Source organism: Opitutales bacterium (assembly GCA_013215165.1).
Lineage (GTDB): Bacteria > Verrucomicrobiota > Verrucomicrobiia > Opitutales > JABSRG01 > JABSRG01.
This window is the reverse complement of the sequence record JABSRG010000004.1, coordinates 82,334-97,776: the sequence shown is the minus strand read 5'-3', so window position 1 is coordinate 97,776 and position 15,443 is coordinate 82,334. Positions and strand designations below refer to the sequence as shown.

At 52.5% G+C, this 15,443-nt stretch carries 16 protein-coding genes; 11 read left to right on the top strand and 5 right to left on the bottom strand.

From position 1 onward, the window contains the following. The 3 genes from HRU10_01145 to HRU10_01135 all read right to left on the bottom strand — a co-directional run. Positions 1–542, bottom strand: a 542-nt coding sequence (locus HRU10_01145; protein NRA25837.1) for a winged helix-turn-helix domain-containing protein, incomplete at its 3' end; no start/stop codon positions are given. A gap of 8 nt (positions 543–550) precedes the next feature. Then, complete coding sequence (locus HRU10_01140; protein NRA25836.1) at positions 551–724, bottom strand: hypothetical protein; 174 nt, start codon at positions 722–724, stop codon at positions 551–553. Positions 725–832: 108 nt separating this feature from the next. Continuing rightward, positions 833–1,852: a ligase-associated DNA damage response exonuclease gene (locus HRU10_01135; GenBank protein NRA25835.1), complete on the bottom strand. Its 1,020-nt coding sequence runs from the start codon at positions 1,850–1,852 to the stop codon at positions 833–835. A 44-nt stretch (positions 1,853–1,896) separates the two neighbouring features. Between HRU10_01135 and HRU10_01130 the strand changes: the two genes are divergently transcribed. The 11 genes from HRU10_01130 to HRU10_01080 all read left to right on the top strand — a co-directional run bounded on the left by HRU10_01130 (position 1,897) and on the right by HRU10_01080 (position 13,376). After that, positions 1,897–2,520 (top strand): DUF445 family protein, encoded by a 624-nt coding sequence (locus HRU10_01130; GenBank protein ID NRA25834.1) that lies wholly within the window; start codon positions 1,897–1,899, stop codon positions 2,518–2,520. Beyond that, positions 2,517–2,993: a hypothetical protein gene (locus HRU10_01125; GenBank protein NRA25833.1), complete on the top strand. Its 477-nt coding sequence runs from the start codon at positions 2,517–2,519 to the stop codon at positions 2,991–2,993. Before HRU10_01130 ends, HRU10_01125 begins: the two co-directional genes overlap by 4 nt. Positions 2,994–3,124: 131 nt before the next feature. Beyond that, positions 3,125–4,069 (top strand): hypothetical protein, encoded by a 945-nt coding sequence (locus tag HRU10_01120; GenBank protein NRA25832.1) that lies wholly within the window; start codon positions 3,125–3,127, stop codon positions 4,067–4,069. An 83-nt stretch (positions 4,070–4,152) separates the two neighbouring features. Then, a complete protein-coding gene (locus HRU10_01115) occupies positions 4,153–5,133 on the top strand; it encodes an ADP-ribosylglycohydrolase family protein (protein ID NRA25831.1) in 981 nt (326 codons plus the stop codon). A gap of 619 nt (positions 5,134–5,752) precedes the next feature. Next, a complete protein-coding gene (gene nusA / locus HRU10_01110; protein ID NRA25830.1) occupies positions 5,753–6,994 on the top strand; it encodes a transcription termination/antitermination protein NusA in 1,242 nt (413 codons plus the stop codon). 68 nt (positions 6,995–7,062) lie between these two features. Beyond that, positions 7,063–9,570, top strand: a complete 2,508-nt coding sequence (gene infB, locus HRU10_01105; protein NRA25829.1) for a translation initiation factor IF-2 — start codon at positions 7,063–7,065, stop codon at positions 9,568–9,570. A 37-nt stretch (positions 9,571–9,607) separates the two neighbouring features. Continuing rightward, the gene (gene rbfA / locus HRU10_01100) at positions 9,608–9,973 is read left to right on the top strand and encodes a 30S ribosome-binding factor RbfA (GenBank protein ID NRA25828.1); all 366 of its coding nucleotides are present in this window, start codon (positions 9,608–9,610) and stop codon (positions 9,971–9,973) included. Between the two features lie 3 nt (positions 9,974–9,976). Beyond that, entirely contained in the window at positions 9,977–10,987 is a 1,011-nt protein-coding gene (locus HRU10_01095) for a DHH family phosphoesterase (protein NRA25827.1), read from the top strand. A 6-nt stretch (positions 10,988–10,993) separates the two neighbouring features. After that, positions 10,994–11,722 carry a tRNA pseudouridine(55) synthase TruB gene (truB, locus tag HRU10_01090; GenBank protein NRA25826.1) on the top strand — a complete coding sequence of 243 codons (729 nt, stop codon included), beginning with the start codon at positions 10,994–10,996 and terminating at the stop codon, positions 11,720–11,722. Between the two features lie 23 nt (positions 11,723–11,745). Further along, positions 11,746–12,705: a riboflavin biosynthesis protein RibF gene (gene ribF / locus HRU10_01085; protein NRA25825.1), complete on the top strand. Its 960-nt coding sequence runs from the start codon at positions 11,746–11,748 to the stop codon at positions 12,703–12,705. Between the two features lie 11 nt (positions 12,706–12,716). Then, entirely contained in the window at positions 12,717–13,376 is a 660-nt protein-coding gene (locus tag HRU10_01080; GenBank protein NRA25824.1) for a metallophosphoesterase, read from the top strand. Between the two features lie 328 nt (positions 13,377–13,704). Here the strand turns inward: HRU10_01080 and HRU10_01075 are convergent, their stop codons facing one another. Both HRU10_01075 and hisF read right to left on the bottom strand, forming a co-directional pair. Continuing rightward, positions 13,705–14,613 (bottom strand): carbohydrate kinase, encoded by a 909-nt coding sequence (locus tag HRU10_01075; GenBank protein ID NRA25823.1) that lies wholly within the window; start codon positions 14,611–14,613, stop codon positions 13,705–13,707. A 6-nt stretch (positions 14,614–14,619) separates the two neighbouring features. After that, entirely contained in the window at positions 14,620–15,402 is a 783-nt protein-coding gene (gene hisF, locus HRU10_01070; protein ID NRA25822.1) for an imidazole glycerol phosphate synthase subunit HisF, read from the bottom strand. Positions 15,403–15,443 lie beyond the last annotated feature (41 nt).

The window sequence follows — 15,443 nt, the reverse complement described above, 5'->3', positions numbered from 1 at the left end:
CCCTCTGTTTTAGCGCGCTCAGCGATGGCTGGGTAGCTCTCATTGAGCCACTGTTTGACCTCAGCCGGGCGCTGCTCGTAGGCACGTTTGACCGGACGTTGGGGTGTGAGACCCCAGCGGCGCAGCACGACACTCAAGCTTTGCAGCGCGTAGTCCACGCCGTAACGTTCTTTGATGAGCTGGCGCACCGCTTCACGCGTCCACAGCGCAAAAGAGAGTTTCAGTTGGTCTGGCATCTTGTCGGTAATGAGTCGTCTGACTTCGTTTTCTTGCTCCGGCGTGAGCTTGCGCGATGTGCCCTTGGGAACGCCGCGTTTGCGTTTCTTCAGAGCCGCCCAACCGCCTTGCTGATAACGATGCCACCACTCTCCAACATGTTGGCGTGACACATCCAATTGAGCCGCAACAGCGACGCGGGTGTGACCAGCTTTGAGCAACTTGATCGCCTGACGACGCACCTCCTCTTGGGCCTGCTGACCGAGCATCCTAGCATCTCGTTTTTCCATGCCTGAAAGGATGAATGATGCATGGGTGAAAGTCATGTATTATATTAGCGAGTTAATAATTTGAATGGATTCATCTCCTCATCTAGGATGATGACGACGCGTTCTCCCTTATGCTCGGCGGAGTAGGCGATGTGTTTGCCGTCCGGAGACATGGCCGGGTCGAAAATCGTTGGAGGCCTAAGGAGTCGTTCAGGCTCTAGTCCTGGAGCTTGGCCCATCAGGAGAGTGCTGCAGAAAAGAAACGATACAGATAACCAAAGGATCACGCGCATTTGAGTTGCTTAGAGGACAGTACGAACCCTTCGCAAGGAGATTTTAGGCTCTTCTTAATCTTCTCTGTCCCCCGTAAACCAAGTGGGCACTTCAAAGGCGTTATGACCCACTTCGCGGAGGTAGCGGACCATTTCGGTGGTGTAGCCGTGGGTGACGCCAATGTGGTGGGCTCCGGTTTCCTGGATTGTTTGATGCAGGGTCGGCCAGTCTGCGTGGTCGGAGATCACAAACCCCTGGTCATAAGACTGCCAACGACGCATGCCACGGACGCGCATCCAGCCTGATGCTGCTGCCTCTGATGAGGGGCCCAGCTTTGACATCCATTTTGCTTCGGCGGATGGGGGTAGGACAAAGAGACCGCTTCCCTTTATGATTTGAGGATTCTCTGAGCCAATCCGTACTGTTTCCGGAATCGGAAAACCAGCATTGCGGTAAATTGGCAGAAATTCGTCCACTGCTCGATGCACGCCGATGGGGCCAATTTTTGGATCGATGCCGGCGAGGATGCGTTGTGCTTTGCCGAGCGAATAAGCATAGATCACCGATGTGCGTCCTTGCTCGCTATTCCTGCGCCACCAGGTATTTATTTTTTCGAACTCAGCGGACGGGTCGGGCCATTGATAAATGGGAAGGCCGAAGGTGGACTCAGTAATGAATGTGTCGCAAGGAACCACTTCAAAGGGATGGCAACTCGGGTCCCAGTGACGTTTGTAATCCCCTGTGATTACAGTGACGTTTTCGCCCGACTCTATACGAATCTGCGCGCTGCCCAAGACATGTCCGGCCGGGTGAAAGCTGACCCAAACATCCCCTAATCGACGCCGTTCTCCATAGGGCCAACCCTCGATCGGTGCCTTTTTGCCAAGGCGAAGTTCTAAAATGGGCAGTCCAATATCCGCACAGGTGTAATGGCTACTTCCGACGCGTGTGTGGTCCGCATGACCATGGGTGATGAGTGCACGATCAACGCCTTTCCAGGGGTCGATATGAAACCCCCCTTTGGGACAGTAAAGGCCTGCTCGACTTAGCTCGACCAAGCCATTTCCCCACTTTTGCGTTGCTCCTGAGCTCATGACATTGCTTACCCTTGAGGTTTTTCTCCGACTGTCGAACCAGTGTGACTGCAAAAACGATCATAATCTTTTCGATCCCCTTTATAACAGCATTCATTGGATGGCTTACTAATTGGGTCGCCATCAAGATGCTTTTCCGCCCTCAGCGCCCTCAGCGGGTTCTGGGTCTCGTTACTTGGCAGGGGCTCATTCCGCGACGTCAACCGGAACTCGCGGCGAAGGCGGCTGAGATCATTGAACGCGAGCTGGTCAGTAATCATGTAATTCATGACAAAATCCGAGGTGTAGATATCAAACCTGGCCTGCGCACGGCCGTATCTCGTCTGATCCGCCAACGCTTAGTTCCGAAGCTTCAGGGAATTCCATTAGTGGGGAATTTTGTAAATGATCAGGCCGTCGAATCGCTTGAGAACATGGCCCTTGAGGAAATAGATAAAGAGGGAGAGGTCCTGATGGAGAAAATTGCCACGAAGTTTGAGAGTAACTTTGATGTGAAGCATATCGTCGAGCAGCGGATTCAAGAGTTCGACTTGGACCGTCTTGAGTCCATCGTGATGGAGGTGGCCAGAAAGGAATTTAAGACCATTGAACGATTAGGCTTTGTTTTGGGCTTTGTCGTGGGCTGCCTCCAAGTGGCTCTCATTTGGTTCACCGGAGGAATGGGATGAATATTTGGGTCAAAGGCAGTATCATCGCATTCATTATCTTGATCCTTGGGTTCGCCTTAGCGCTTATCCAGGACTTTAGCTTTTTTCCCGCAGACAAGGTCGAAAACGAGCGTTCCGACCGTGCTGTGGTCGAAGGCGGCGAAGATCTGCCTCCGATGCTTCTCGGGGAATGGCGCTTGGACTATACTGTTTCAATGACTGCCTCCCGGAGGACTCCGCTCGGTGAGCCCGATGTCGAGGAATCGCGTAATACCATCATAACTTTCGGACCACGCAGTTGGCACATGCGTTCTGATAGAGCAGAGGAAACCTTTGAAGTGTCCGTACTAGAAAACCCCGAGTCGGGTGTATGGATCCTCGGAAGCTTCGTTCAGCAAAAACTCCTCGTTCTTGAAGTGAAGCTTCTAGACGGTTCGCTGGTAGTGGACTCGCCCTTGAACAACAAACTCAAGCATTTCGTTTGGGTCCGTTGAGCTTCTCATGGAAAGCTGTAGAGGCTGGGACGAGTCGTTCGCTATCGAATGAGGACTGCTCCACTGCTTTCTTTTTCTTTGACAATAATGGGTCCGCTCGAAGCTCTCTGGGGAGATAAATTTAATTTATCATGTCTAATACTTCCGCGATAACTGATACACCGCTTGGCAGCTATGAGTGGATTGAAAACTGGATCACGGTGCCTCGGTCACCTATTGGGGATGAAAACGGACGGACTCATGGCGTAGTGGTCACCAAGGATGGTCATGTTGTTATCTTTCATCAGGCCTCACCGGCTGTTTTATTCTATTCGCCTGACGGCGAGCTGGTGAAGAGCTGGGGCGACTACCCGGGTGCACACGGTATACACATCGGAGAAGAGGGCGGGGATGAATATCTCTGGCTCGTCGATGAGCATTTGGCGGTCGCGCACAAAGCCAATCTCGATGGTGATGTGCTCCTGAGTATTAAGCCTGAGCTGACGCATCCTGCCTATTCGGAGAAGAAATATATACCCACTTGGGCAGATCAGGCTCGGGCCGAAAGCGGCGGTAATGGAGACATCTGGTTGGTCGATGGTTATGGTGCGTCGGTAGCGCACCGGTTTAACAGCGATGGCGTATATATTGGCTGTATTGACGGTTCCGACGGGGCACGGCGTTTTAAGTGTCCGCACGGTTGCTGGATCGACTATAGCAAAGGCGAGCCTGAATTATACATTGCAGATCGCGGCAACGCACGCGTGCAGGTCTTTGATATTGAGGGTAAATTCAAACGCTGCTTCGGCGAAGACTTCATGACCAGCCCCGATGGTTTTTCAGCCCAGGGTGATATCACGATTATTCCCGAACTTAAGGCTCGGATCACCCTCTGTGACAAAGACGATCAACTGATCTGCCACATTGGCGAAAACGACGCCATCTGTGCCAAACCTGCATGGCCTCAGATCAACCCACGCATCCGTATTCCAGGGAAATGTATTAGTCCTCACGGTGCTGTCATGGATGCCTCGGGCAATATTTACCTGGCCGAGTGGATTATCGGAGGACGGGTGAGCAAGTTGCGAAAGATCTAGCTGATTTCCGTTTTTCGGTCTCTGAGCGTCATATAAACGTTCCTATACTTGTTTTTTCATGATGATTATCTAGCGGTTCTTGCATGGATGCTTCATTGAAAAATCGAATCGAGGGCATGATCCTCGGACAGTTCCTCGGCGACGCCGCGGCGTTGGGTGCGCATTGGATTTATAATACTACGGACCTCGCCCAACAGTTCCCCGGCGGCATTCAGGGCTTTGAAAGTCCCGCCGACGGCCATTATCACGCAGGCAAACTCTCGGGAGACTTCACCCATTATGGCGACGCCTCACTGGTGCTCTTGGAGGCGCTCGCTGAAGTCGATCAGTTTGATGCCCGTTCTTATGGAAAACGATTTGTCGAGTCGATAGATCCGAAGAAGGGCTATGCGGGCTATTTCGACGCTGCCACTCGCGGTACCATTGAAAATTATAAAAACGCGGTCGCTGCTGGCGATGCGGACACCTACTCCTTTCAGGAAGGTGCTGATGATGATCAATTGGCCACCATCTCGAGCTTAGCAATCTTTGTCGGTTGGTTTGTCGCGAAAAATGGACTCGAAACGAAGACTGCACTGCTCGAACAGGTCGAAACCTTGACCCGAGTTCGGCAGAATAACGACCGTGCCGTCGCTTACTGCCAGGCTCACGCACTCATTCTTTTCGAGCTACTTAACGGCCGCGATGTGCACAGCGCATTTCATCGGGCTGAGTCCGAAATGGATGCAGTGGGTAGTTTCAGTGTCGAACTCCTCCGCAAGACGAAAGAAGCTTTTGACCTGAAGCACAAAACCGTGGTCGATGCTACCGACGAACTTGGACAGAGCTGTCCGTTGATTTGTAGCTTCCCGTCGTCAGTTCAGGCTACTGCAAAACACAACGAAGAATTTGAATCGGCGATTTTGGACATCATCCGTGCTGGGGGCGACAGTGCAGGGCGCGCCGCGATTGTTGGCAGTTGGATCGGGGCGCGCTTGGGTGCAAGCAATTTGCCGCAACAATGGATCGCTAAGATGAGCGCAGCTTCCCGGATTAAAGAATTGCTGGCGGCACTTTTGTCTTAGAATAGGCTCGCGCTGACCGCTGCTCATGGGGTCGGTTTTTAGTGGATCGGTGTCTCTGTCGTGGGCGTATTTGTTATCCCACGACGAGATTGCATATTCAGGGTGCAATTGAAACAGCGGGGAGATTGCCCCAACTGCCTCTGTTGTAGTTGAGCTGCTCTGTCGGCTCGCGGTTTGCGTATCGATTGGAACGACCGCCCAAGCAACAGGCCACCGGCGGCGACAAAGCACCGCCCTCCAGCGGTTTTCGTATCTCGTCTCGTTGTCGCTATCGTGGTCGTTTTCGTAGTCGACGGGATCTCGACAACGACAACGATTGTGCGTGACCCTCCCTACCTCGATCCAAATCGAAGACGCGAGCCGACAGAGCGCCCCAACCACAACAAGGGCACCGACGGGTAACAGGGATAGCGAGTAATAGCTCCTCTCTTTTACGGTGATCGTTGCATATCCAGTGCAAAGAACTCCCCGTCCCCTCAATTAGGCCCGCATATTCAAATCCCTCAAACGGTCCCTTGACAGTCATGGCTGTGCGTTGTTGATTCTAGGTTTCTAACACACCTACTTCTTTAAAAAGCGGGCGATCACCCGCTTTTTTGCTTCCCATTTACCGCCTGCCATGAGCAACGAAATTTTATCAGTCCTTGAATACATGGAAAAAGAGAAAGGGATCGGTCGCGATGACATGATCCAAGCTATCTCTGGTGCCATCAAGGGCGCAGCAACCAAGGGTGTTAACGCGGGTCAGGAAATCCGCGTTGAGATTAATCCTCGCACCGGTGCGATGAACGCTTGGACCCAGTTGGTCGTCGTAGATTCCCTTTCAGACCCACAGACTGAGATCCATATCAGTAAGGCGGGGGAGTTCCTCGACGAGCCAAAGTTGGGTGATATCGCAGAAAAGGAAATAGATCCCTCGTTCTTAGGACGCATTGCCGCACAGACGGCTCGCCAAGCGATTATGCAACGCATCCGTCAATTTGAAAAAGAGCGGATCTATGACGATTTCAAAGACCAAGTAGGAGATATTATCTCAGGCACAGTTCGACGTCGTGAGCGTGGGGATTTGATTGTAGATATCGGTAAGGCTGAGGCAATTTTGCCGCCCAGGGAGCGTGTTCCTGGCGAGGATTACCAGCCCGGCGAGCGTATTCGCTGCTTACTCTTGAAGATCGAAAGCGGAAATCGCGGGCCGGATCTCGTCCTCTCCCGATCCAATGCACGGTTTGTGAAGAGACTGTTCGAATTGGAAGTAGCGGAGATCGCCGATGGCACTGTCACTATCCAGAGTATGTCTCGCGAGCCCGGCTACCGGACAAAAATTTCAGTCGATACCTCAGATCCCAAGGTCGATCCAGTCGGCGCCTGTGTCGGTGCCCGTGGTGCTCGCGTGAAGAGCATTGTGAGAGAGCTGGGTGGTGAGAAGATTGACATCGTCCGTTACTTCGAGGATCCGACACAGATGCTGGAAGAGGCACTCAAGCCAGCACTGCCACGCAATGTGAAGATCGACGAAGCCAAGCGCCTGATCTACTTCGAAGTATCCGAAGACGATCTCTCCGTTGCAATTGGTCGCCGCGGCCAAAACGCGCGGCTGACTTCACGCCTACTCGGTTGGAAGCTTGATATCGCTAAGGCAGAGGAGCGTCCCGTTGGATTTGATGAGCGCCTGGGCCGTGCTGAAGAGGGCTTAGCTTCTATTCCTGGCCTCGACAACGAGCTGGCGGGACGTCTGGTCGCTTGTGGATTTGTAAGCCCCGAAGTCTTCGAGGGTGTTACGGCTCAAGATCTTGTTAGCATCGGCTTCACCGAAGACGAAGCGGATACGGTTATCTCAAAAGTATCTGAGTTTCTCGCCTAATTGCCTCTGCCCGAAACGAAACTCCAGATAGAAAAAGCACCCACAGGATAAGATAGACGACACGTCGCATGAGTATACGGATACACCAATTAGCCAAAGAAATCGGGATGGAAAACAAGGAGCTCGTTGAGCTCCTGCAACAGCGTGGGTATGAGGTGAAAAGCGTATCTAGCACGATCGACAACATCTCAGCCGAATCTCTACGCGAAGAATTTACCAAGACTGAGGAAAAGGAACCCGCGGTCACTTCAGAATCTCCTTCCGAGCCCAAAAAACCGGCAGTGGGTATTCCACCCGGAGCGATTGTGCGCAGTAAGGAAGATATTGATCGTGAACGTGAAGAACGTGAGGCAGCCAAGAAGGCTGAAGCTGAAGCAAAGCGTAATGCAGCTGCAGGTTTGACGCCGACGCCCCCTGCGCCGGCTCCGAAGACACCTCCCGCGCCTAAGGGCCCAGGGAGCGCAGCGCCTCCTCGAGTAGCACCCGGAAAAGCCGTGCCCCCACGGGCTCCAGCAGGAACATCTTCTTCTCCAGCAGCGCCCAAGACAAGTCCTGCAACCGCTGCTCCGTCGGGAGTCAAAGCGGCTCCATCGACTGGTGATGCTCCGAAAACGACCGCCCCTCCGATGGCTCGCCCTGCAGCGGGTGCTCCAGCGGCCAAGACGCCACCACCGGGTATGGCGGGACGGCCTCCGGTTGCGAGTGCTCCAAAAGCTATGGTGCCTCCTGGTGCTGCCACACCGCCCTCCGGCGACGCTCCTTCAGAGACTGCCGGTGAGGACGAGGGTGAAAAGAAAATGCGCCAGGTGACGATGAAACCGCCGGTTGTCTTGAGAGATTTGGCGGACGTGCTGGGAGTAAAGAGTTTCCGGCTCATCGCTGAGTTTATGGAAATGGGTATTTTCGCCTCCATGAATGGTGCGGTTGAAGAAGACGTCGCCAAGCGCATCGCAGCAAACCATGGCGTGCAGCTGGAGATTCGACATCGCGGTGAATTTGTCCAGGAGGCGAAAAAGAAAGAGGATGTGCCGGATGAAGATGACGAGAAATTCCTTAAGCCGCGTCCTCCGGTGGTATGTATTTTAGGCCATGTAGATCACGGAAAGACCACGCTCATGGATGCCGTGCGCAAGGCGAATGTAGCGGATGGCGAGGCGGGTGGGATTACCCAACACATCGGAGCCTATCGAGTGAAACATGCGGACCATGTCATGTCATTTATCGATACGCCCGGCCACGCAGCCTTTTCTGCGATGCGTGAAATGGGCGCGAACGTGACCGACATCGCGATTTTGGTCGTTGCTGCAGATGACGGTTTCATGCCGCAGACCGATGAGGCGCTCAAATTTGCCCGAAAGGCGCAAAATGCGGTGGTGGTCGCCGTGAACAAGATGGATTCTAAAGGAGCCAATTTGGATCGCGTGAAGACTCAGATGCAAGAACACGGAATTGCTCCTGAGGACTGGGGTGGGGAAACCCTCTGTGTTCCCATCTCTGCGCTTAACGGCGACGGCGTTGAAGAATTATTAGACAATATCAATCTCCAGTCTGAGATCATGGAGTTGCGCGCAAATCCTGACGCTAAGGCTGCTGGGATTGTGATTGAATCACAGGTCGAACAAGGCCGTGGTGCTAGCGCGACGATCATTGTCGAGAAGGGAACGCTCAAGCCAGGTGCTGCGATTGTTTGTGGCGAGTGTTATTGCCGTGTGCGTGCGATGCTTGATGAGCACGGTAAGCAGGTGAAGACCGCTACGCCAGCTACAGCGGTCAAGATTATTGGCTGGTCGGATGCTCCCGATGTGGGTGGGCGTTTCGAAACTGTAAAGAACGAGCGTGAAGCAAAGAAAATCGTAGAAGAGCGAATCCACGAGGCGAAGATGGCGGCGAGCCAGCAAAGCACACAAGGTATAGCAGGTGGAGCGACGATTGACGATCTGTTTGCAGCGATCGAAAACCAGCAGAAGAAAGTCTACTCCGTTATCCTTAAGTCGGACGTCAGTGGCTCGCTTGCGGCGATCAAACAAAGCCTGGAGGAAATAAACTCTGACAAAGTCGAATTGAAGGTCATTTCTGGGTCTGTTGGCCCAATCACCAAAGCTGACGTGACTCTGGCAACCACGGCGGGTTCTGCGATTCTGGGCTTCAACGTCCGTATCGAAAATGGTGTGCAAGGTCTGGCGAAACACCACGGTATCGATATCTACCAACACAGCATCATTTATGAGTTGTTGGATATGGTAACCGAAGCCATGGCCGATCTACTCGATCCCGAATTGCGCGAAAAGAAGGTCGGTAGCGCTGAAATTCGCCAGGTCTTCAGTATTGGTCGTGGTCAAGTGGCTGGTTGCATGGTGATCGACGGTGGTATTTCCCGCAATGCCAAGGCGCGTCTCATGCGCAAAGGCGAGATGGTGGGCGAGGCTAAGATTGATACCCTGCGACGCTTCAAGGACGACGTATCAGAAGTGCGTGCTGGCTACGAATGCGGTATTCATCTTCAGGATATCAATTCCTACGAGGAGGGCGATATCATCGAGTGCTTTGAAGTAGAGAAAATCCGTGCCTCGCTCTGAGGTCGGGTTTCTTTGAAATAACCGGGAAGATTACGCCATGGGAAAGAGAATCACCCGAGTCAACGAGCTGCTGATGCGCGAGCTATCGTTGCAGCTCCACACGACTTACAAGGACGAGTCCGTTTACATCACCATAACGGATGTAGACGTGTCTCCGGATCTACGCAGCGGTGTGGTCTATTATTCGGTTCTCGGCGATGAAGAGAAGAGCCGTGCTGCACGAAAATTTTTTCACCGGGTCGCAGCGCCCTTGCGACAGAGTGTTTCCAAAATGGTGAAGATAAAATACACACCGTTCCTAAAGTATGTCGAAGACGATTCCATGGCTCGCGGTACGCGGACTGTGTCGCTGATCGATTCGATAGTTGACGAAGAGCCACCATCTAAAGAACAGGCGGAGTGATTTATGAGCGCTGAGGTTTTGAGCTACCCAGAGCAGCAGCCAATATTCGATGCTGCCCTGAACAGTTTGCGTGGGAAACGTGTGGCTGTCTTGGGGCATGTGCGTCCAGATGGTGACTGTATTGGCTCCCAAGTCGGGTTATGCCGTATATTCCGGGCCAGTGGAATCGATGCCTTTTGCGTCAATAATGATTCTGTGCCTCGTGTGCTTAAGCCTTTTGTTGGCGATACACCTTTCATGACTTCCGCAGAATGGGATGGAACAGCAGATGCCTTAGTCAGTGTAGATTGTGCTGATATCAAGCGTTTTGGTCCTCATCTAAAGGAGCGGGTGGATACGATCCGTCTCAATATCGATCATCATCTCTCGAACCCAGGCTATGCTGAGGAAAATATCATTATAGGCACCGCGGCGGCAACAGGCGAAATTCTCGCGAACCTGGCGCTGGATGGGGGTTATGTCGTCGATGCAGTGGCCGCTCAGGCACTCTACATCGGAATCGCAACGGATACTGGCCAATTCCGGTTTTCGGCGACGACCGAGGCGGTATTTAACGTGTGTCGCCGCTTGATGTCTCTCGGAGCAGACCCGGCAACAGCTGCCTACGAGCTCTACGAAAATGAGACCTATGGCAAGTTGCAGCTCTTACAGCGTTTTCTGGCGTCCTTTCGCAAGGAGTTTGATGGCCGTGTGGTGGTGGGATTGATTGAGGACGGTGTGTATGAATCTACCGGCACGACTCCTGAGGACTCGGAAGGACTAGTGGATTATGCGCGTGCCATTGAGGGCGTCGATATGGGTATCCTTCTAGAGGAGTATCGGGGTAAGCTGAAAGGTAGCTTGAGAGCAAAAGATCCTAAGTATCGCGTCGATCAAGTCGCTAAACAGTTCTCCGGCGGGGGTCATGCCGCTGCTGCAGGATTGAATCAAGACTGCTCGATCGAGGAATTTTACCCGGTATTGATTGAAGCTGTGGGTAAGCAATTACATGCCATAGACCGCGAAGAAGGTTAAAGTCTTATGTCTGTTCAGGAAAACAAACCAGAGGGTGTTCTTTTAGTAGATAAACCTCAGGGCATTACGTCCCACGATGTGGTAGATCGTGTGCGTCGGATATATCAATTAAAGCAAGTCGGGCATGCGGGCACTCTCGATCCCATGGCCACCGGGTTGATGATTGTGCTCGTGGGGCGTGCTACCAAAATTTCGCAGTTCTTGATGAGTCTCGACAAGGTCTACACCGGGACGATTACGCTCGGTGTCGAAACAGATTCTTATGACGCAGATGGTGAGGTTTTGGACACAAAGCCGGTGCCGGAGCTGCGCGAGGAGAGCCTCATGATGTCAATGGCTGCTTTCGTTGGCGACCAATACCAGGAACCCCCAATGTTCTCGGCAAAGAAGATCAAAGGAGTGCCGCTCTACAAAATGGCACGTAAAGGTAAGACGGTGGAGCGCGAGCCACGGTTTATACGTGTCAGCAAATTTGAGATGAAACGCTTCGAGACACCAGACATCGATTTTGAACTCGCATGCAGCAAAGGTACTTATGTTCGTAGCGTGGCGCATGATCTTGGTGCGAAGCTCGAATGCGGTGCGCACTTGTCGGCCTTGCGACGGACGAAAATTGATCGTTTCTTGATTTCAGAATCCCATGATTTGGAGTCTCTTAAGGAGATGTCGAATGCAGACAAACGCTCGGTGTTGATCCCAGTTAATAAAGCGGTGCCAAGTCATGTGATGTCCTGATGGGGCGGGCTCAACCTCTTGTTATGGAGCACGTAAGAACACTTGAAGAAGCTGGGGCGGTAGCGTCTGGAAAAGGCCCTGTGTTTTTAGCTGTGGGTATGTTTGATGGCGTGCATTTGGGTCATCAGTCAGTACTCGATGCCGCTCGGAGACTGTCTCGACTGCGCGGTGGCATGGTGGCAGTGCTGACATTTTGGCCTCATCCGAGCCGGTTGTTTACCCCGGAAGATCCCAAGCTAATGATTCTGAACCCCTATCAGAAGAGATTTAAGCTAGCGACGAACGGGGTGGATCTAATGATAGAACTCAACTTCGACGCTGACTTCGCATCCCTCGACGCAGAAGCCTTCATTCCAATGCTCAAGAAGCATCTGCCTGAATTGAAGCAAATATTTGTTGGAGAGAATTTCCGTTACGGAGCGCAGCGCGCCGGAGATATTACTTCTCTGATAGAGCAGGCGTCGGCAGAACAGATCCAGGTGTTTTCTGGTAACCGTGTACGGGCTGGTGGGGAGGCGATCAGCAGCACCCGTATCCGAAGCCAGATCTCAAGAGGTGACATTGCAGCAGCAAACCAGCTTCTAGGATATACTTATGTGTGTGGAGGCGAAGTGATTCCCGGAAAGCAAAATGGGCGTAAAATTGGGTTCCCCACAATGAACTTAGTATGGAATCCAGATTTAAAACCGCGCTATGGCGTCTATCAGGTGGAGGTGGAGAAATCCGGTGCTGACGCCGATGGTGCGCGTATGCCGTCTGTCGCTAACTACGGCCTCAGGCCGACGGTGGGTGATCTGAAGGAGCCGCTTCTTGAGGTGCATGTCTTGGATCGCGATCCTCATGTTACACCCGGAGATCCTTTGCGTGTTTATTGGCATGATTTCATTCGTCCCGAAATGAAGTTTGATGGTTTTGACTCTCTGAAAAGTCAAATTGCTCAGGACGTGAACAGTGCACGCAAGCAGTTTGGCTTAGACGAGTGAAAGACGGTTTGATGATTCCGTCGCACAAGGGTTATCGACTTGCTTGGCAAGGTGTGGATTGGATCTTGGATCCGGGTAGGGCCCTATTTCGTGAAGATACGAAGGAGCTTCTTATTGCAGATTGGCATCTTGGAAAGGCCCTGAAGTTACAAGAATCTGGGGTAGCGATGCCGGAGCAAGCAACGGTGGATGAGTTTGTTAGAGTCACCCAATTGGCTGAACGGTATAACGCGCATCGTTTAGTTGTGCTGGGCGATTGGATTCATGCACGACTCGAAGACGGTGCGGTGTTGAAAGATAGGCTCAGACGCTTTGTTAAAGACTTACGGTGCCCCGTGCTCCTGCTTATGGGAAACCACGATCGCGCTTGGTCTGCGTTGTGGCGTGACGTCGGTGTGCAAACTGAGGTGAGCCTCATTTCCTCATCGATTTGTTATATGCATGGCGATCGAAAAATGGATACGGATCTTCCATCTGTTATGGGGCACTTCCACCCTGGGCGTCGGGTTAAACTCGGTCCGAGGCAGAGTGTTTTGGTTCGCGGGTTCTGGTTGCGTTCGAGGGCGATGATATTACCGGCATTTGGTGAACTGACACGGATGTCTCATGTGGAAGAGCCGCAAGATCGTTTTTTCGCTATTCTTGAAAATCAGTATGTCCGTGAAGTTTAGCTATATTCTTTCACAGTGATCCCATGGGATTTGGAATTTTTAATGAACCACAGATTGCGCGGATATACACAGATTGAATTTCGGAAATTTGAGGGCCTTAGGCCCACCCGAGGCTTGTGATGATTAAGAGCCAACCATCTTTTTGGCCATCGGTTACAGGAGGGTGCAATTGGAGGGGCGGGGAGTCTTTCCAGTAGTCGCTCCTCGGCTCCATTGGTTGAGGCGCTCTGTCGCCTCGCCCCCTACGGTGTTGATCGAAGCAACGGCCCGCGCCCCGACAGAGCGGCGCGACCACAACAAAGGCAGTTGGAGACATGTCCCCGTTGTTTCAATTAGGCCCGGCATACGTATGTCTCCAATAAGTCAGGTTTGTTTTCGTGGGAAGGCTCGGGAACGCGCCGTATTGCGTGGCGGTGAGTGCGCCCGCAAGCGCGGCCCATTCGATCGCTTCTGCGATAACGTAGTTTTCCGAAATTGCCCAAGCCAGAGCGCCATGGAATGCATCTCCACAACCGTTTGTGTCTACCTCAGAGACCGGGGTTGCCTTCATGTATTTTAGTTTTTGACCTACTTGGGACCAATAGAGGCCTTCCGAGCCATGGGTGACGCACTGAAGTTGTTTTGCATCATGAATGGCTCTGAATTTCTCGGCCGCTGCGACGCTCTGAGACTCGTCTGTGACTGATTGAGCATAGTGAGCAGACGCTGCGATGTGTGTGACGAGGTGAGCCAGCTCATTCATGCCGGCTTTATTTGAGCCTGCATCAAGTAGGCTGGGTATACCCATTTCTTTTGCAGATTTTGCGAGCGCAAGCGATACATCCATTTGATGGCCGTCAAAGAGAAATAGTTTTGGTTGATAATCGGAAGGTTGGATGTATGTCGAATCGAGAGATTCGGCAGGCGCTGGACTGACTACCGATCGTTTGCCATCAGGCTTGATGAGGATCGTCGCAAGTGGAGTGGGTTGATGATCCCAATGGATTAACCCTGTTCTCACGCCTTCATGTTCAAGGGCATCGGCAATGGACTCGCCCCAGCTATCGTTCCCAAGACGTCCAAGAAAGGCAACGGATCCACCCAGACGTGCGATCTGTACTGCTGCATTTAGCGCCGGGCCTCCAGGGCATCCGAAACTTTTGTGAGCGTGAATTTTGTCGTCGGGGCCCGGGTGTTCAGCGATGTAGTAATTTAGGTCCCAGCAGGCGAGACCGACACAGACGATGTCGACGTCCATTGCACCTCAATCCTTTGCAGTCTTAACTTTTCGGACGGGAATGCCTCGGCTGGCGAGATAATCCTTCGTTTCAGGGATGGTAAACTGACCGAAGTGAAAGATCGATGCCGCCAAAACAGCGCTAGCCTTACCTTCTTCGATAACCTCGGCCATGTGACTGAGCTCACCTGCACCTCCTGAAGCGATGACTGGGACTTCAACCGCGTCGCTGATGACACGATTGAGAGGAATGTCATACCCGGTTTTCATACCGTCTTGGTCCATGCTGGTCAGAAGAATTTCTCCGGCACCGAGGGCTACGGCTTGCTTTGCCCAGTCGATGGCGTCGAGCTCGGTTGGGTTGCGCCCTCCGTGGGTAAATACGCGCCATCCATTTGCTGAATTGGGGTCACGTTTCGCATCAATAGCTACCACGATGCATTGATTTCCAAACTTCTGAGAAGCTTCTCGAATCAGCTCTGGGTTTTTGATCGCAGCGGTATTGAGGCTGATTTTGTCCGCACCGCTGTTGAGCATGAGTCGGATGTCTTCGACTGTCCTAATTCCGCCGCCGACGGTGAGAGGCATAAAGCACTCTGCGGCGGTGCGTTCGACGACGTCATGCATAGTAGCTCGATTGTCGCTTGATGCGGTGATGTCGAGAAAGACGAGTTCGTCTGCCCCCTGGTCCTGATACGCCTTGGCTGAGTCTACTGGATCTCCAGCGTCGCGCAGTTCTTGAAATTTGATGCCTTTCACTACGCGACCGGCTGTCACATCAAGGCAGGGAATTATTCTTGTAGAGAGCATAGCAAAAAAAGAGACGCTCATAAGAGCGCCTCGCGTTGAAA

Bases quoted from the DNA above. Each gene is read 5' to 3' on its own strand.
- HRU10_01140 (NRA25836.1), bottom strand. From the start codon at position 724: ATGGGCCAAGCTCCAGGACTAGAGCCTGAACGACTCCTTAGGCCTCCA.
- HRU10_01135 (NRA25835.1), bottom strand. From the start codon at position 1,852: ATGAGCTCAGGAGCAACGCAAAAGTGGGGAAATGGCTTGGTCGAGCTA.
- HRU10_01125 (NRA25833.1), top strand. From the start codon at position 2,517: ATGAATATTTGGGTCAAAGGCAGTATCATCGCATTCATTATCTTGATC.
- HRU10_01120 (NRA25832.1), top strand. From the start codon at position 3,125: ATGTCTAATACTTCCGCGATAACTGATACACCGCTTGGCAGCTATGAG.
- HRU10_01115 (NRA25831.1), top strand. From the start codon at position 4,153: ATGGATGCTTCATTGAAAAATCGAATCGAGGGCATGATCCTCGGACAG.
- nusA (NRA25830.1), top strand. From the start codon at position 5,753: ATGAGCAACGAAATTTTATCAGTCCTTGAATACATGGAAAAAGAGAAA.
- infB (NRA25829.1), top strand. From the start codon at position 7,063: ATGAGTATACGGATACACCAATTAGCCAAAGAAATCGGGATGGAAAAC.
- rbfA (NRA25828.1), top strand. From the start codon at position 9,608: ATGGGAAAGAGAATCACCCGAGTCAACGAGCTGCTGATGCGCGAGCTA.
- HRU10_01095 (NRA25827.1), top strand. From the start codon at position 9,977: ATGAGCGCTGAGGTTTTGAGCTACCCAGAGCAGCAGCCAATATTCGAT.
- truB (NRA25826.1), top strand. From the start codon at position 10,994: ATGTCTGTTCAGGAAAACAAACCAGAGGGTGTTCTTTTAGTAGATAAA.
- ribF (NRA25825.1), top strand. From the start codon at position 11,746: ATGGAGCACGTAAGAACACTTGAAGAAGCTGGGGCGGTAGCGTCTGGA.
- HRU10_01080 (NRA25824.1), top strand. From the start codon at position 12,717: ATGATTCCGTCGCACAAGGGTTATCGACTTGCTTGGCAAGGTGTGGAT.
- HRU10_01075 (NRA25823.1), bottom strand. From the start codon at position 14,613: ATGGACGTCGACATCGTCTGTGTCGGTCTCGCCTGCTGGGACCTAAAT.
- hisF (NRA25822.1), bottom strand. From the start codon at position 15,402: ATGCTCTCTACAAGAATAATTCCCTGCCTTGATGTGACAGCCGGTCGC.